The sequence below is a fragment of the Neobacillus vireti genome, from assembly GCF_036962465.1.
In the GTDB taxonomy this organism is placed as follows: Bacteria; Bacillota; Bacilli; order Bacillales; family Cytobacillaceae; genus Neobacillus; species Neobacillus vireti_B.
This window is the reverse complement of sequence record NZ_JBALNF010000041.1, coordinates 19,957-36,054: the sequence shown is the minus strand read 5'-3', so window position 1 is coordinate 36,054 and position 16,098 is coordinate 19,957. Positions and strand designations below refer to the sequence as shown.

The following is a 16,098-nucleotide window of genomic DNA, read 5'->3' as shown; positions in this document are numbered from 1 at the left end:
CCTTTAGAGACTACATACTTATTTTCTGTTTTTAAATTCCAAATAAATACATTGTATCCTAATTATAGTGAATAATAAGATGCTTTTGGAATATATTTTTAGGTAAAATATTAATTTTTCTAGAACATTTCCGGGTCATTTAAGTCCGCTTAAAAATATACTTGACTTACCATGTATAAAAATCATATAATATTCTTTGTGTAAAATATATGCAGCCTATTGAGTTCATTTTATTGGTCTCATTTTGTTCCTCAAACTTTTTTGATGGTGCATCTTGTAACCCTTAGCTGCTAGGGCGAAGGTGCATGAAAACAAAATGTCTAGTAAAGATTCTCATAACGGTTTTTATTTTACCAAAATAAAAACACTAAGGAGGAGTCATTCATGGCTCGTTATACCGGCCCAAGCTGGAAACTATCCCGTCGTCTTGGAATCTCTCTAAGCGGCACAGGTAAAGAATTAGAAAAGCGTCCTTACGCTCCTGGACAACATGGTCCAAACCAACGCAAAAAGCTTTCTGAATACGGATTACAATTACAAGAGAAGCAAAAGCTTCGTCATATGTATGGTGTAAATGAGCGCCAATTCCGCACTCTTTTCGAAAAAGCTGGCAAATTATCAGGTATCCACGGTGAAAACTTCATGGTATTACTTGAATCACGTTTAGATAACGTTGTTTACCGTTTAGGTCTTGCTCGCACTCGTCGTGCTGCTCGCCAATTAGTAAACCACGGTCATATCTTAGTTAATGGTTCTCGTGTAGATATTCCATCATACCGTGTAACTGCTGGACAAACTATCAGTGTTCGTGAAAAATCACGTAACCTTGATGTAATTAAAGAAGCTATCGAAGTTAATAACTTTGTACCTGATTTCTTAACTTTTGATGCTGACAAATTAGAAGGAACTTTCACTCGTTTACCAGAACGTTCTGAACTTCCTGCTGAGATTAACGAAGCACTTATCGTTGAGTTCTACTCTCGTTAATCTGTTTAATAAAAAAAAACGGATGCCAATTGGCATTCGTTTTTTTTATTTATTTACCTTCTTCAATGCCTTTTGGTAACAATAGGTTAGGAATAGATAAAGGATGAATACAATTACTGCAGTCCATAATCTTTCTTGCATGGGTCCATCAGCCATAAGAATAGGACCAAGCCCAAAAAATGTCACAAGTGCGAGAAGAAGTAAAAAGAAGATGTGTATAATAATTTTCATTTTTCCACCGCCGATTTTCCTTATTATATGATTTGACGAAGTTCCTTAGTCCCTCGTTACCTTTGTATAGAGAGTTATATAAAAAACTTTTTATGAGGACAAGGAAGTCCTCGTTTACCGGCTTTTGTTTCCTCATGGTTTTTCTTGTAATAAAAAATGGGCTTTGGAAAACCAAAGCCCTAGTCTTTAATAGTTTATTAACGTGTATTTCTTTTTGCCTCTTCTAATAATCGTAAACTGGCCTTCAATACGATCTGTTTCCTGAAGAAGGTAAGCAGTATCAGTCACCTTTTCCCCATTTACCGTAACGGCCCCGTTCGTAATATCTTCTCGTGCCTGTCGCTTAGAAGGAGAAATTTTTGCCGCTACAAGCAAGTCAACTAAATTCTCTTCTCCCTCTTTGGCATCATAAGAAGGTACATCTTTAAAGCCTTGCTTAATTTCTGCTGCAGAAAGATTCTTCACTTCACCGCTAAAAAGGGCTTGTGAGATTTTAATTGCTTGCTGTAATGATTCTTCCCCATGGATTAAGCGGGTCATTTCTTCTGCCAATGCTTTTTGAGCTTTACGAAGGTGCGGCTCTTCTTGAACACTTTGTTCAAGGCTTTCAATTTCTTCATGAGAAAGGAAAGTAAAGTATTTCAAATATTTCACTATATCTGCATCGGCTGTGTTAATCCAGAACTGATAGAATTCGTACGGGGTGGTCTTTTCCGGATCTAACCAGACAGCGCCGCCTGCTGTCTTACCGAATTTTGTTCCATCTGCTTTTGTAACAAGTGGAATCGTAAGACCGAATGCCTTTGATTCTTCATTATGCATTTTCCGGATTAATTCAAGTCCGGAAGTGATATTTCCCCATTGGTCACTGCCGCCAATTTGCAATTTACAATTATGGTGGTCATATAAATGATTAAAATCCATTGCCTGAAGAATTGTGTAGGTGAATTCGGTAAAAGAGATTCCGGTTTCAAGACGTGATGCAATGGTATCTTTAGCAAGCATGTAATTAACACCAATATGCTTACCGATATCACGTAAGAAGCTCACGATATCCATAGAGCCTGCCCAATCATAGTTATTAACCAAAGTCGCTCCATTTTCACCATCAAAGTCAAAAATAGAAGCAAGCTGTTTTTTAATGCCTTCCACATTCTCCTGAACGGTTTCCAACGTAAGCAATTTACGCTCTTCACTTTTACCGCTTGGGTCTCCAATTAATCCAGTAGCGCCGCCAACCAACACGATAGGCCGATGGCCATGCTGCTGAAATCTTCTCAGTGTTAAAAACGCTACTAAGTGCCCTATGTGCAAGCTATTAGCAGTCGGGTCTACCCCGCAATAAAGCGAAATACTTTCCTTACTTAATAAATCTTTTAGACCCTCTTCATCTGTTTGCTGATAAATAATGCCTCTCCATGTTAGATCCTGTAATAAATCCATGTTAATCCCTCCAATTATCCCAAAATAAAAACGCCCCTGCAAAATGCAGGGACGTATAGTTTACGCGGTACCACCCAGCTTGAGGAAATATCCTCCAACTCAATAAGATAACGGTTTAAACCGTTTTCCGCTACTAACAAACGAGTTCACAGAAAAAAGCTCCAGGAGGTAATTCATTCTTCTATGTGTATCAGCTTTCACCACCGCTGACTCTCTACAAACAGGGATAGAAGAACTACAGTTGATTCCCTTCACAGCTTTAAATATAAAATATGCTATAGCTTTTTTTAACATATTTCCTCACCCCTGTCAAACTGGCGACTGGAAATTTCAGAAAATGTAGAAGGTTGTCAGTTTTTAGTCCTTCTGTATGCTATAATGGATGTGATTTTATATTGAGGTGATTCTCTGAATGAATGAAAAAATGCACGCTTGGATGGAAAAAGGAAGATCCATATTAAACTTGTTTACCCATAGGAAAACGGTAAAAAGTGCACGCATAACCTACCAAGTCGTTTGGAACTTAATTCTCCTTGTACTAACTGTCGGCATTCTTGGCGGGTCATTTGCAACAGGTGTTGGTGCAGGCTACTTTGCCTCACTAGTAAAAGATGAACCCGTCCGCTCATACGACAGCATGAAAAAGGATATTTATAATTATACCGAAACCTCGGACTTATACTTTGCTAACAATGTCTACCTTGGCAGGCTCAGGACCGATTTGGTCCGGGAAGAGGTAAAACTTGATCAAGTCTCAAAGGATTTGACTAATGCCGTAGTGGCAACGGAAGACCAATACTTTTATCAACATAAAGGGGTCGTACCGAAGGCCGTATTCCGAGCTCTTTTTCAAGAGGTAACAAATTCCGCTGTTCAATCAGGTGGAAGTACGTTAACACAGCAATTAATTAAAAATCAGATTCTAACGAATGAAGTCTCCTTTCAAAGGAAAGCCAATGAAATCTTACTTGCCCTTCGTTTAGAAAAATTCTTCAACAAAAAAGAAATCTTAGAAGCCTACCTCAATGTTTCAACCTTTGGAAGAAACTCATCGGGTCAAAACATTGCCGGTGTCCAAGCAGCGGCTAAAGGAATTTTTGGAAAAAGCGCTAGTGAGCTAACACTGCCGCAAGCGGCCTTCATTGCCGGTCTTCCGCAAAGTCCGTTTGGTTATACTCCCTTTACTAGAGAAGGCACAGTGAAAAATAATCTTGAGCCAGGACTGACTCGAATGAAAACAGTTTTAAAAAGGATGTTTGATGGTGGATACATAAACCAGCAGCAATATGCTGAAGCCTCAGCTTACGACATCACAAAGGACTTTATTAAGCCTGTACCCAATCCACTTGAAAAATACCCATGGCTTACATTCGAAATTGAAAAACGTTCTCTCGATGCCCTTACTACTGTACTGGCAAAAAAAGATGGCTACACAGATAAGGATTTAAAAAATGATGATACTCTTTATTATAAATATAAAACAATAGCTAACCATGATCTCCACCAAAATGGTTACAAGATTTATACAACGATAGACAAAAATATTTATGATAGGATGCAAACGGTAAAAGATAATTATAAATACTACGGACCTGATAAGGCTCAGGTGAAAAAAGATCCGGAAACCGGTGAAGAAGTAAGGGTCATGGAGCCTGTTGAAGTTGGAGCGGAATTGATTGAAAACAAGACCGGCAAAATTATCAGTTTTGTAGCAGGGAGAAATTACGGAAATCAGCAGCTTAACCATGCAACTAGCGCCATTAGGCAGAATGGTTCGACCATGAAGCCACTTCTCGTTTATGGGCCTGCAATTGAGTTAGGCAAAGCTTCACCAGGTATGCCGCTTCCAGATGTAGCGCTAAGTCTTGCCGATGGTCGAAGCACTCCGTGGCCCCGTAACTATGATTTAAGGTATAGCGGGATCGTTTCCGCTCGTTATGCATTAGCAAAATCGTATAACGTTCCGGCCGTTAAACTGTATAAAGATATCGTTGCACAACAGCCTGCAAAATATCTCGAAAAAATGGGATTTACCTCTCTGAAAAAGCCGGATTACACCAATCTTGCAACAGCGATTGGGTCAATGGAAACAGGTGTTACGATTGAGGAAAATACCAATGCATTTAGTACGTTTGCAAATGGCGGAAAATTTATAGATGCCTATATGATCGATAAGATTGTTGATAAAGATGGCAAAATTATCTACCAGCATGAAGTAAAACCTGTAGATGTCTTTAAGCCGCAAACCGCCTATCTTACACTTGATATGATGCGGGATGTTATCAAAATGGGGACTGCCGCTGGAGTTAAGAGTAAATTGAAGTTCAGTGCAGATTGGGCCGGAAAAACAGGAACCGGTAATCAGTATATCGATTCTTGGTTTGTGGCTTCGAACCCTAATGTAACCTTTGGAATTTGGACAGGTTATGATACACCAAAATCATTACAAACATCAGGAATGAGTTATAGTCAGCGGACGAATAATTTATGGGCAGAATTAATAAATGCCGCTTACGATATCAACCCAAATTTAGTGGACCCAAAGGAATCATTCCAAATGCCTAGTGGAATCGTAAAACGTTCCTTTTGTGCAGTTTCCGGCTTGCTTCCATCTGCAGCCTGTTCAAAGGCAGGCCTAATCCAAAGTGACTATTTCAATGTGAATAATGTTCCAACACAAGTGGATGACAGTTTAGTGGAAGGGAAGTTTGTTACTGTAGGGGATAAAAAGTACTTAGCCCTGGATTCCACTCCAAAAGAGTTTGCCCAGTTTGGCTTGGTCCTGAATCCGGACTTTATCACTAGAATGGTCGGAAGAAATTTTAAAAATTATAGTCAATTGATTCCGAAAAGGGATCGTTGGGGAAAAATACTTGTACCTACTGCTAAAATGGTCGATAACGGAAAAAATCCAGACGGAGTAGCTCTTTCTGTGTCCGGAAATACCTTATCCTGGTCCAAGTCAGGCGATAATGATGTCGTCGGTTACCGAGTATATCAAGGCAATACCAAGGTAGCCAGTATTAATAGCGGCTCACAGCTCTCCTATACGGCAGGAAACGGCTCTTATCACGTTAATGCAGTTGATATTGCCGGCAAAGAATCCGCATCATCTAATGTTGTTGAGATTGGAGCTTCTGCTCCTTTACCGGTCGTACCACCGACTACACCACCAGCTAATACAACCGCACCATAAGTATCTGCTGCATATAAAGAATGAAGAAAAGAATGGCTCTCACAGCCATTCTTTTTTTGTGTCACTTGCAAGTTGAACAAGTGAACACACATCTTGCTTTCATACTTCCGGGATATATAAAAATAAAAACACACGACCATTCTTTTTGAATAATCGTGTGTTTGAAACGTTCATTAATCTTCCATGGTTGAAAGGTCCCCTGTCGGCAGGTTCAACTCCCATGCCTTTAAGACGCGTCTCATAATTTTACCGCTTCGAGTTTTTGGTAATTTGTCACGGAAATCAATTTCCCTAGGCGCTGCGTGAGCGGCAAGACCTTTTTTTACAAATTGTCTTATTTCCTCTTTTAATTCTTCAGAGGCTTCAAAACCGTCACGTAAAGCCACGAACGCCTTAATAATCTCACCGCGGACAGGGTCTGGTTTCCCAATAACCCCTGCTTCTGCAACAGCCGGGTGCTCGACGAGTTTACTTTCTACTTCAAACGGACCAACCCGCTCCCCAGACGTCATGATCACATCATCGACCCTGCCCTGGAACCAGAAATATCCATCTTCGTCCATATAGGCAGAGTCCCCTGACACATACCAATCACCAGGCATAAAATAGGATTCATACTTTTCCTGGTTATTCCAAATGGTGTGCATCATCGATGGCCAGCCCTTTTTAATCGCCAAATTCCCCATGCGATATGGCGGCAGTTCATTCCCTTGATTATCAACAATAGCTGCTTTAACTCCTGGAATAGGTTTTCCCATGGAACCAGGCTTGATTTCCATACAAGGATAATTACAGATAAGCTGTGCTCCTGTCTCGGTCATCCACCAGCCATCATGGATACGTTTATTAAATACCTTTACACCCCATTTGACTACTTCAGGATTTAACGGTTCACCAACACTTGAGATATGACGCAGACTGCTTAGATCGAACTTTTTAACAAGCTCATCCCCCGCCCCCATCAGCATCCGGAAGGCAGTTGGTGCACTATACCATACAGTAACACCAAAATCTTCTATCATTTGATACCAGGATTCAGGACTAAAACGGCCGCCGACGATTAGGTTAGAAGTTCCTGTTAACCACGGACCAAAGATGCCATAAGATGTACCTGTTACCCAGCCAGGATCGGCAGTACACCAGTATACATCATCCTCTTTTAAATCTAGAACCCATTTTGCGGTTTGGTAATGTTGAATCATGGCATTATGTACGTGCAATACTCCTTTAGGCTTCCCAGTAGACCCTGATGTATAGTGCAGAATCAGACCATCCCTGCGATCCACCCATTCAATCTTAAGTTCTGTGCTTGCTGATTTAAACTTCTCTATAAAGTTACTCGTTTTTCCTTGCTCTTCAACATTATTCCCCACAACAAAAATATGCTTTAAGGCAGGTAAATCTTGAACAGGGACACGTTCTAACAAATCTGGGGTTGTAACTAAAACTTTTGCTTCACTGTCCTGCAGCCTGTCCCGGACTGCTCCCTCCATAAATGCTTCAAATAACGGCCCGACAATCGCGCCGAGCTTAATCGCACCTAGTACTGAAAAATAGAGTTCCGGAGAGCGCGGCATGAAGATAAAGACGCGATCGCCTTTTTCAACATCACCATATGTTTTCAATACATTTGCTGCCTTATTGGATAAATCCTTCATTTCCTTAAATGTATACTTTTCATCTCTAGCACCATCACGGTAATATAGGGCTATCTTATTCTTCCGGAAGGTTTTCGCATGGCGGTCAATCGCCTCATAAGCCAAATTTACAAGTCCTGTTTCGCTCCAGGAAAATTGTTTTTCTGTTTCCTTCCAGTCAAAACGTTTGTACATTTCTTCATAATTTTCTAGATTAAACTCGCCTTGGACAACTGGCAGCGCTTCCACTTTCACCTAAATCTCCCCCTCATTTGCTAGTATGAGATAATTATAGTACAAACAATTACTATTCACAATTTTAAAAATATTATTTTCTTGAATTTTATGGGCATTCACCTATTTCCTTACAAAAAAATTATTTGAAATTTCTTTTTTCTACTAGTTTTTATGTATAATAGAATTGATACACAACCATCTCTGTAGAGTAGGTGACAGTATGGAACATACAAAAACATACAATGCCAAACAATTAAAAACTCCTCATGGGAACTTAATCATTGAGGGTCCAATTTCATCTGAAAAACTTGCTGGATATGAGTTTCACCATGACCTTGTAGCATTTCGACAGCCTGCGCAACAGCATCAGGCTTTGATTGGGATTGCCGATCTTCCGGAAGGAAGAATCATTATTGCCAGAGACCTGCATACCATCGTCGGATATGTAACGTATCTTTATCCTGACCCGCTTGAGCGATGGTCAGAAGGAAAGATGGATAACCTGATAGAATTAGGGGCTATTGAGGTCATCCCAAAATTCAGGGGCTGCTCCGTCGGTAAAAATCTGTTGGTTGTCTCCATGATGGATGATGCCATGGAAGATTATATTACCATTACAACGGAGTATTACTGGCATTGGGATTTGAAAGGTACAAAATTAAATGTTTGGGATTACCGAAAGGTTATGGAGAAAATGATGAATGCCGGCGGCCTGGAGTGGTATGCAACAGATGATCCTGAAATTTGCTCTCACCCTGCTAACTGTTTAATGGCAAGGATAGGAAAAAGAATAGAAGCTGATTCCATCCAAAAGTTTGACCGGCTCAGGTTTATGAATCGATTTATGTACTAAAGTGGAAGTGACCGTTTAGCATTGCAAGGACTGGAGCTAGACAGCTTAATCATTTTGATTGAGGGTGATTTATATGATTATTGAAGAAATCATGAAAACAGATGTTGCCGTACTTTTACCAACGAATACGATTGCAGATGCCATACATTTAATGGATACAAGAAAAATTCGTCACATTCCGATTGTAGACCAAGACAACCATTTACACGGACTAATAACCGTAGCAAATATACGAGAAGCAACCCCCTCTATCTTTCATGCAAATGAACATCCCGAAGACTTAAAGAAACCACTAGAAACGATTATGGAGAAAAATGTAATCACTGGTCACCCGCTTGACTTTGTGGAAGAGGCAGCTGGTTTGTTTTATGAACATAAAATCAGCTGTATTCCGATTATTAATGACCGAAAACTAATCGGAATAGTAACGGAAACGGATTTACTGCGGACTATGGTTGAATTAACTGGAGCACACCAGCCAGGCTCTCAGATTGAAATCAAGGTTCCCAATCTCGCCGGTGTACTTAGTGATATAACAGCTTTGATAAAAAAGAGGAACGCTAATATCCTGAGTGTTCTGGTCTATCCAGATAAAAACGATGATCACTTTAAAATCCTTGTTCTTAGAGTACAAACAATGAATCCAACAGCACTCATTCAAGATCTTAAACAAGCTGGCCATCATGTTTTATGGCCCAACCTCCCGGGGATATCTCTATGAAAGATCAGTGCTCCTTTATATTTTCAGAAGAACTGCTAAAATATAAATTTAATGACCATCATCCTTTTAATCAATTCCGGCTGCAATTGACAGTTGACCTTTTACATAAAATCAATGCTTTAGCGCCCGAGCAGATTATTCCGCCCAAGATGGCAACTGAAAGGGAATTAACGCTAATCCATGACCCCAGCTACGTAGAGGCGGTAAAACAGGCAGGAGAGGGAACTATTCCAAAGGAAATAGCTGAAAATTATGGACTAGGAACAGAGGATACCCCCGTGTTCCCCCATATGCATGAAGCGAGTTCCTTATTAGTTGGAGGGACATTAACGGCAGTGGACCAAGTAATGACAGGAAAGGCGCTTCATGCCCTTCACCTTGGCGGAGGATTACATCACGGCTTCCGTGGCAAAGCCTCAGGATTCTGTGTCTATAATGATAGCTCTGTTGCGATAAGATATTTACAAGAAAAATATCATGCACGGGTCTTATATGTCGATACCGATGCCCATCATGGCGATGGTGTTCAATGGTCATTTTATGATGACCCTGGTGTTTGTACCCTGTCCATACATGAAACCGGAAGATATTTATTCCCTGGAACAGGCAGCATTAATGAACGCGGCCAAGGTCTCGGGTACGGTTATTCTTTTAATATACCTGTAGATGCCTTTACCGAAGATGAATCATGGCTGCATGTCTACACACAATCAATTAAAGAAGTGGCTGAATTTTTCAAACCGGATGTGATCCTAACTCAGAACGGCGCTGATTCCCATTATTATGATCCCTTAACCCATTTATCTGCAACGATGAAAATATATCGGGAGATACCTCGACTTGCTCATGAAATTGCTCATCAATATTGTAATGGTAAGTGGATTGCTGTCGGCGGGGGCGGATATGATATCTGGCGTGTGGTACCTAGGGCTTGGGCACTGATTTGGCTTGAAATGACGGAAAACAGGAAAGGCTATGGTCCTTTACCGGATGAGTGGGTTGAGCAGTGGCAAAAGCTAGCTCCTGTTCCATTGCCTATGGAGTGGAATGATCCTGAAGGGATATACACTCCGATTCCACGAAAGGCAGAAATTACCGAAAAAAATCTACTAACACTTGAAAAAGCATTATTCCCAATTAGAAGTCAGCAAAAAAAGGAATTGATATAAAAAAAGGGGTTGGCATCGTAAGGTGCCAACCCACTTTTTTATTTTGTCGATTTACGATGTTCAATCCGATGTGGTAAGACAACGATTGATTCACTAGTCTTATCTTTATTCATCAATTTAGTTAGAAGACGCATGGAAACTGCCCCAATATCATATAACGGCTGAACAATGGTGGTCAGCTGCGGGCGCACCATTAGTGACAAGCGGGTATTGTCTGAGGTAATGACCTCAAAGTCTTCCGGTATATGAAAGCCTTTGTCCTCTGCCCCATGAACAACACCTAGTGCCATTTCATCAGAGCCAACTAAAATCGCTGTCGGTCTGTCTGCAGCTTCAAGTAATTTTTCAAAAGCTTCGATTCCTGAATCGTACGTATAATCGCCTTCAACAATCAATTCTTCATTGTATGGAAGACCAGCGTCTTGAAGCGCTCTTTGGTAGCCCTTTAATTTTTTCTGTGCATTTTTTGGTTCATGTAACGGCCCAACAACAAAAGCAATATGTTTATGACCCTTTTCAATAAATTCCTTTACAGAATCATAAACAGCTGCTTCATAATCAATGTTTACCGACGGAATTTGATTAGACTCTTCAATAGATCCTGCAAGAACAATCGGAACTGGGGACTTTCCGAATTCCTCGACATGGTCTGCGGTAATATTTCCTCCCATAAAGACAATCCCGTCTACTTGTTTACCAAGCATCGTATTCAATAAATGTAATTCTTTATCTTTATTTTGGTCAGAATTACTTAAGATGATATTATACTTATACATTGTTGCAATATCCTCAATCCCGCGGGCTAATTCTGCAAAGAAGATGCTCGAAATATCAGGAATAATGACTCCAACCGTAGTTGTTTTCTTACTAGCTAATCCCCTGGCAACGGCATTAGGGCGATAGCCTAGTCTGTCAATAACCTCTAGGACTTTTTTGCGGGTAACCGGTTTAACATTCGGGTTTCCATTCACAACACGGGAAACAGTTGCCATTGATACATTAGCTTCCCTTGCCACATCATAAATAGTAATATTCACTTTTATACACTCTCCTAAAACGTTCATTGTTTTTTTTATTTTACATCTGTTTGTAAAAAACTAGTCATGATTCTTTGTCTAGTTAAAATTTCTCTGTTTAACGACCATCCGCTTTGGTTGTTTGTGAGATAATAAACAATCTTCATATGTACTTAATGATACGACAACTAGATTAAAGCCGCAATTGAAAATGTCAATATTTTTTTAAAAATGTCCGAAAATAAGAAAAAACCTTCTGCGATTCACAGCAGAAGGTCCAGTTTATGATGGTTCTTTAAATATTAACGAAATTTGATGCTAATAATTGATTATAGAATTCATCAAATTGCTTAAGATCCATTTGCTGTTGAGCGTCTGAAAGGGCAACCGCAGGATCTGGGTGAACTTCAGCCATAACTCCATCTGCCCCAATCGCAATAGCTGCTTTCGCACATGGAAGTAATAAATCTCTTCTTCCAGTCGAATGGGTAACGTCCACCATGACCGGTAAATGTGTTTCCTTTTTCAGGATAGGAACGGCGGAAATATCTAATGTATTTCTTGTTGCCCGTTCATACGTCCTTATTCCACGCTCACAAAGAATGATTTGGCCATTTCCTTGTGCCATAATATATTCTGCCGCATTGATAAACTCTTCAATAGTAGCAGCAAGCCCTCTCTTTAATAAGACCGGTTTGTTAACTGCACCAGCAGCTTTTAATAACTCAAAGTTCTGCATATTACGGGCACCAATTTGAATAACATCAATGTAATCACAAGCTAACTCAATATCAGCCGGGTTCACAATTTCACTAATTACTGCCATATCGAACTCGTCAGCTACACGTTTTAGAATTTTTAACCCCTCTACTCCCAGGCCTTGGAAATCATATGGGGAAGTTCTTGGCTTATAGGCGCCGCCCCGAAGAAGCTTTAAGCCTTTTTCTTTCATCGACTTAGCTACTGCTGCTACCTGCTCATAGGACTCAACGGAACAAGGGCCAAATACAAAATGTTGTTTACCATCCCCGATATTTTCGCCCTTCAATGAAACAATCGTATCTTCAGGCTTTTTCTTTCTTGATACTAGTAATGCTTTTTCGTGGTCATCTTTCTGTAAGTCTAGCCCTGCTTTAAAAATTTCCTTAAAGAGATGATCAATCGTTGAATCCTCAAATGGGCCATCATTATGTTCTTTAATCACTTCAAGCATTTTTCTTTCACGGACTGGATCGTAACGGTAAACACCCTGATTACCTTTTACTCGTCCGATCTCTTGAACGAGCTGAGCTCTTTCATTAATTAGTTTTAATAACTCCAAATTCAATTCATCAACACGTGTCCTCAGTTGATCCAATTCATTATTGCTCATTATTCGTCCCGTCCTTCCTTTTGCAGATCATTTTCTTTTCGAAGTAAATTTCAGGTAATTCTCTATCCAAAGATAATGATTTACAAGCTTAAAGTTAAAATTTTATAATTTTTGAATAATTAGACCAATTATAGCTGAAAAATAATTTTTTGTCACCTATTTTTTCTTTAACAATTAAACGCTTTTAAGCGTTAAAGTAAATGGACTTATAATAGAGTAATATATGCAAATTCAATGTAAATGTTTCCAAAAGGTAAAATTATATTTAATTACCATTTGCTGCATCTGTAAGAGAGCGGCTTGTAATTTTCCAATGAGAAGCATTCCAGCGCGGCTTTCCTTCTGAAAAAAGAATGGCCTGTGGTGATTCATGCTTAATTTCGAATCTTTCAGCTATTTCGTTTGATAACGGACGTGAATCTTGAACAGCTAAGAAGTAAGTAGGGATATCTTGATCGGAGCCTGCAAACTTTTCATATTCCTTATATGCAGCAAGACTAATTGGACATGTTAAACTATGTTTCAAAAGATAGAATTCACCTTCAGTTTTCATTACATGATCAAATTGTTCAACAGTATCAATTTTTTTTAGCATTTCTATATACCTCCAAAGTATCCAAAATAAATAAATGGTGAAGTAATTTTATCACTTCACCATTTTTATCACAAATATTAAAGTTTCACTTTACTTTCTTCTTCGTCAAAAGCCTTTTGCGTTTCCTCTAATTTTTTCTTAATATCATTACTGTCTGATTTTTTTGCTGATGGAGATTCCTTCGGGCTTTGAATAGAAATATAGGTTCCTTCGGAGTCTGAGCTATCCTCGTCCTTTTGAGATGTTTTCCCTTTAACTTTATTAACAAGTTCTGAGGACTGCAGGACAATTCCTTGAGAAATAGATGATGTTTTAGAAGCTAATTCATTACTTTTTGCTACTACATTTTCCTTTAAACTCACTGTTTTATCCATAATCGTATCAGCTTGACTACCTAGAGTGGTACGAAGCTCTCTTCCGGATTTAGGAGCAAAAAGCAAAGCTGCCGCAGCTCCCACAACTCCTCCAATAACCGCCCCCCAAAAGAAGGTGCTAGAAGATCCCTCATTACGGCTTTGATTCGTTTCTCTTGACTCATATTCTCGACTAGTCATGTGTTCTTCCTCCCTTTCTTAGTTAATGTGACCTTACCCTTTGTCGCTCATTTACACTTACTTCTTGTTTGGATTGCTTTCTAGACTGCCACTTTTCTTTTAATTCAAGGAGAATATTCCCCCATTGAACAATTTGCGAGATTTTTTCTTTATTTTCCTCTACCTGCTGATCAACTGAATGGCTAATGTTCTGAAGTGTCCCATTAAACCTGGTCACCGTTGTGCCTACATCCTTCACGGCCTCAACCACACTATTTAGACTTTCAGATTTTTGCTGAATATCTTCTGCTAATGCGTTAGTTTTTTGCAGGAGTAAGGTTGTTTCCGTTGTGACACCATCCAATTGTTTTTCTAAACCACTCAAAGTGTTTGAAACGCTTGTAAGCGTAACTTGAAGTGATTTTAGTGTTTTTGATAAATAGATAACTAGCACAAAAAATGCAATTGCTATCAATGCTGCGCTTAAATATAAAATAATATGCATCATGCACCTCCGCCTTAAATCCTATCCCTATGTATAACCGATTCTTTCTAGTTATAAACCTCCAAATAATCTTATACTACTTCCATAAATTTGTCTTGTTTTCCTGCCATTTGTTTAAAAAATTCCCCATATTTTAATTTCAACTTTCTAATGTTGTTCGGGTACAATAGAAAGGAAAGATCAAATCGTGTTGGAGGTGTTTGTGTGAAGGATCCTCGTATCGCAAAACTTGCGAGAAATTTAATTAATTATTCAGTCCAGCTTCAAAAAGGGGAAAAGGTACTGATTGAAAATTTTGGGCTGCAGCGGGAACTTGTGACTGCACTTGTAAAGGAAGCGTATGAAGCAGGGGGATATCCTTTTGTTCTGCTAAAGGACCATCAAGTGGACCGTTCGCTTTTAATGGGGGCACAGGTAGAACAATTTAATATGATGGCTGAGTTTGAAGCAAATGTCATGAGTAAGATGGATGCATACATAGGACTTCGCTCCGGAGATAACATCAGTGAACAATCTGATGTTCCGGATGAAAAAATGAAAATACATGGCAATACGATTGGCAAAAAGGTTCACCGGGACATCCGTGTTCCTAAGACTAAATGGGTTGTCCTTAGATACCCAACATCTTCGATGGCGCAATTAGCTAAAATGAGTACAGAAGGATTCGAGAACTTTTACTTTGATGTATGCAATCTTGATTATGCTAAAATGGATCAAGCAATGGGCAGCTTAGTAGAATTAATGAACCGGACGGATAGGGTTCACATTACGGGCCCGGGAACCGACCTGCATTTCTCTATTAAAGACATCCCGGCCATTAAATGTGCAGGAAGACTAAATATTCCTGATGGGGAAGTTTACACCGCTCCAGTGAGGGATTCAGTTAACGGTGTTATAACTTATAATACACCATCCCCTTATCAAGGCTTTACGTTTGAAAATGTAAAATTAACCTTTAAAAACGGGAAGATTGTGGATGCAGAATCCAATGATTCAAGCCGCATCAATAAAATCTTTGATACAGATGAGGGAGCCCGCTATGTTGGGGAATTTGCCATCGGCGTGAATCCATTTATCCTGACGCCGATGCAGGATATCTTGTTTGATGAAAAAATAGCCGGCAGCTTCCATTTTACACCGGGACAATGCTATGACGATGCCTTCAATGGTAACCATTCCAATATTCACTGGGACATGGTTAACATCCAGCGTAAAGAATATGGCGGCGGAGAAATCTATTTTGATGATGTCCTCATTCGTAAAGACGGTCTATTCGTTTTGCCTGAATTAGACGTACTAAACCCTGATAAGCTTAAATAACCAAAAAGGATGCCATTTTGCTGGCATCCTTTTTTCTGTTACATAGGTTAGAAAAGTATAAGTATCGACATTGAGAATTGTCCAGCTCCAGCGCCCTAGCGGCTAGTGTCCTTCGCGCTCCGCCCTACGATAAGTCAACATTGATTATGCTCTTCGTGTTTCCTTTATCTCAGTTGGAGCGCTCCAGGCCATACGCCGCTGACCAGGGCGCTTCCGCTTTTCTTGTTGTCTTGCTCCAGTGCCTAGGGGTCATAAGCCCCTGGTCAAGGCGCCTCCGCTTTTC

14 protein-coding genes and 1 other annotated feature are annotated in these 16,098 nt (G+C 39.7%); of the genes, 6 read left to right on the top strand and 8 right to left on the bottom strand.

From position 1 onward, the window contains the following. The first annotated feature begins 384 nt into the window (after positions 1-384). A complete protein-coding gene (gene rpsD / locus V7077_RS17710; protein WP_335504311.1) occupies positions 385-987 on the top strand; it encodes a 30S ribosomal protein S4 in 603 nt (200 codons plus the stop codon). Positions 988-1,032: 45 nt separating this feature from the next. On the opposite strand, the gene V7077_RS17705 is transcribed toward rpsD, so the two are convergent. Together V7077_RS17705 and tyrS are read right to left on the bottom strand one after the other, a co-directional pair. Beyond that, positions 1,033-1,218, bottom strand: a complete 186-nt coding sequence (locus V7077_RS17705; protein WP_335504309.1) for a DUF6954 family protein — start codon at positions 1,216-1,218, stop codon at positions 1,033-1,035. 186 nt (positions 1,219-1,404) lie between these two features. After that, positions 1,405-2,661 carry a tyrosine--tRNA ligase gene (gene tyrS / locus V7077_RS17700; protein ID WP_335504308.1) on the bottom strand — a complete coding sequence of 419 codons (1,257 nt, stop codon included), beginning with the start codon at positions 2,659-2,661 and terminating at the stop codon, positions 1,405-1,407. 44 nt (positions 2,662-2,705) lie between these two features. Beyond that, positions 2,706-2,925 (bottom strand) — a binding site (T-box leader). 148 nt (positions 2,926-3,073) lie between these two features. Between tyrS and V7077_RS17695 the strand changes: the two genes are divergently transcribed. Next, positions 3,074-5,857: a transglycosylase domain-containing protein gene (locus V7077_RS17695; protein WP_335504306.1), complete on the top strand. Its 2,784-nt coding sequence runs from the start codon at positions 3,074-3,076 to the stop codon at positions 5,855-5,857. 173 nt (positions 5,858-6,030) lie between these two features. Here the strand turns inward: V7077_RS17695 and acsA are convergent, their stop codons facing one another. Next, positions 6,031-7,749 (bottom strand): acetate--CoA ligase, encoded by a 1,719-nt coding sequence (gene acsA / locus V7077_RS17690; RefSeq protein WP_335504304.1) that lies wholly within the window; start codon positions 7,747-7,749, stop codon positions 6,031-6,033. 202 nt (positions 7,750-7,951) lie between these two features. Between acsA and V7077_RS17685 the strand changes: the two genes are divergently transcribed. The 3 genes from V7077_RS17685 (at position 7,952) to V7077_RS17675 (ending at position 10,474) form a co-directional block, all read left to right on the top strand. Further along, positions 7,952-8,584, top strand: coding sequence for an N-acetyltransferase (locus V7077_RS17685; RefSeq protein ID WP_335504302.1), 633 nt, complete (start codon positions 7,952-7,954; stop codon positions 8,582-8,584). A gap of 73 nt (positions 8,585-8,657) precedes the next feature. Then, a complete protein-coding gene (locus V7077_RS17680; RefSeq protein ID WP_335504300.1) occupies positions 8,658-9,305 on the top strand; it encodes an acetoin utilization AcuB family protein in 648 nt (215 codons plus the stop codon). Continuing rightward, positions 9,302-10,474 carry an acetoin utilization protein AcuC gene (locus tag V7077_RS17675; RefSeq protein ID WP_335504298.1) on the top strand — a complete coding sequence of 391 codons (1,173 nt, stop codon included), beginning with the start codon at positions 9,302-9,304 and terminating at the stop codon, positions 10,472-10,474. Before V7077_RS17680 ends, V7077_RS17675 begins: the two co-directional genes overlap by 4 nt. 38 nt (positions 10,475-10,512) lie before the next feature. On the opposite strand, the gene ccpA is transcribed toward V7077_RS17675, so the two are convergent. The 5 genes from ccpA to V7077_RS17650 form a co-directional block, all read right to left on the bottom strand. Continuing rightward, the gene (gene ccpA, locus V7077_RS17670; RefSeq protein ID WP_335504296.1) at positions 10,513-11,511 is read right to left on the bottom strand and encodes a catabolite control protein A; all 999 of its coding nucleotides are present in this window, start codon (positions 11,509-11,511) and stop codon (positions 10,513-10,515) included. Between the two features lie 274 nt (positions 11,512-11,785). Then, complete coding sequence (locus tag V7077_RS17665; protein ID WP_335504294.1) at positions 11,786-12,862, bottom strand: bifunctional 3-deoxy-7-phosphoheptulonate synthase/chorismate mutase; 1,077 nt, start codon at positions 12,860-12,862, stop codon at positions 11,786-11,788. Between the two features lie 265 nt (positions 12,863-13,127). Continuing rightward, entirely contained in the window at positions 13,128-13,457 is a 330-nt protein-coding gene (gene ytxJ / locus V7077_RS17660) for a bacillithiol system redox-active protein YtxJ (protein WP_335504292.1), read from the bottom strand. A gap of 77 nt (positions 13,458-13,534) precedes the next feature. Then, positions 13,535-14,011, bottom strand: coding sequence for a YtxH domain-containing protein (locus tag V7077_RS17655; protein WP_335504290.1), 477 nt, complete (start codon positions 14,009-14,011; stop codon positions 13,535-13,537). Positions 14,012-14,033: 22 nt separating this feature from the next. Then, on the bottom strand, positions 14,034-14,495 hold the full coding sequence (locus V7077_RS17650) for a DUF948 domain-containing protein (protein ID WP_335504353.1): 462 nt from the start codon (positions 14,493-14,495) through the stop codon (positions 14,034-14,036). 204 nt (positions 14,496-14,699) lie between these two features. On the opposite strand from V7077_RS17650, the gene V7077_RS17645 reads away from it, so the two are divergent. Beyond that, entirely contained in the window at positions 14,700-15,815 is a 1,116-nt protein-coding gene (locus V7077_RS17645) for an aminopeptidase (RefSeq protein WP_335504288.1), read from the top strand. Positions 15,816-16,098 lie beyond the last annotated feature (283 nt).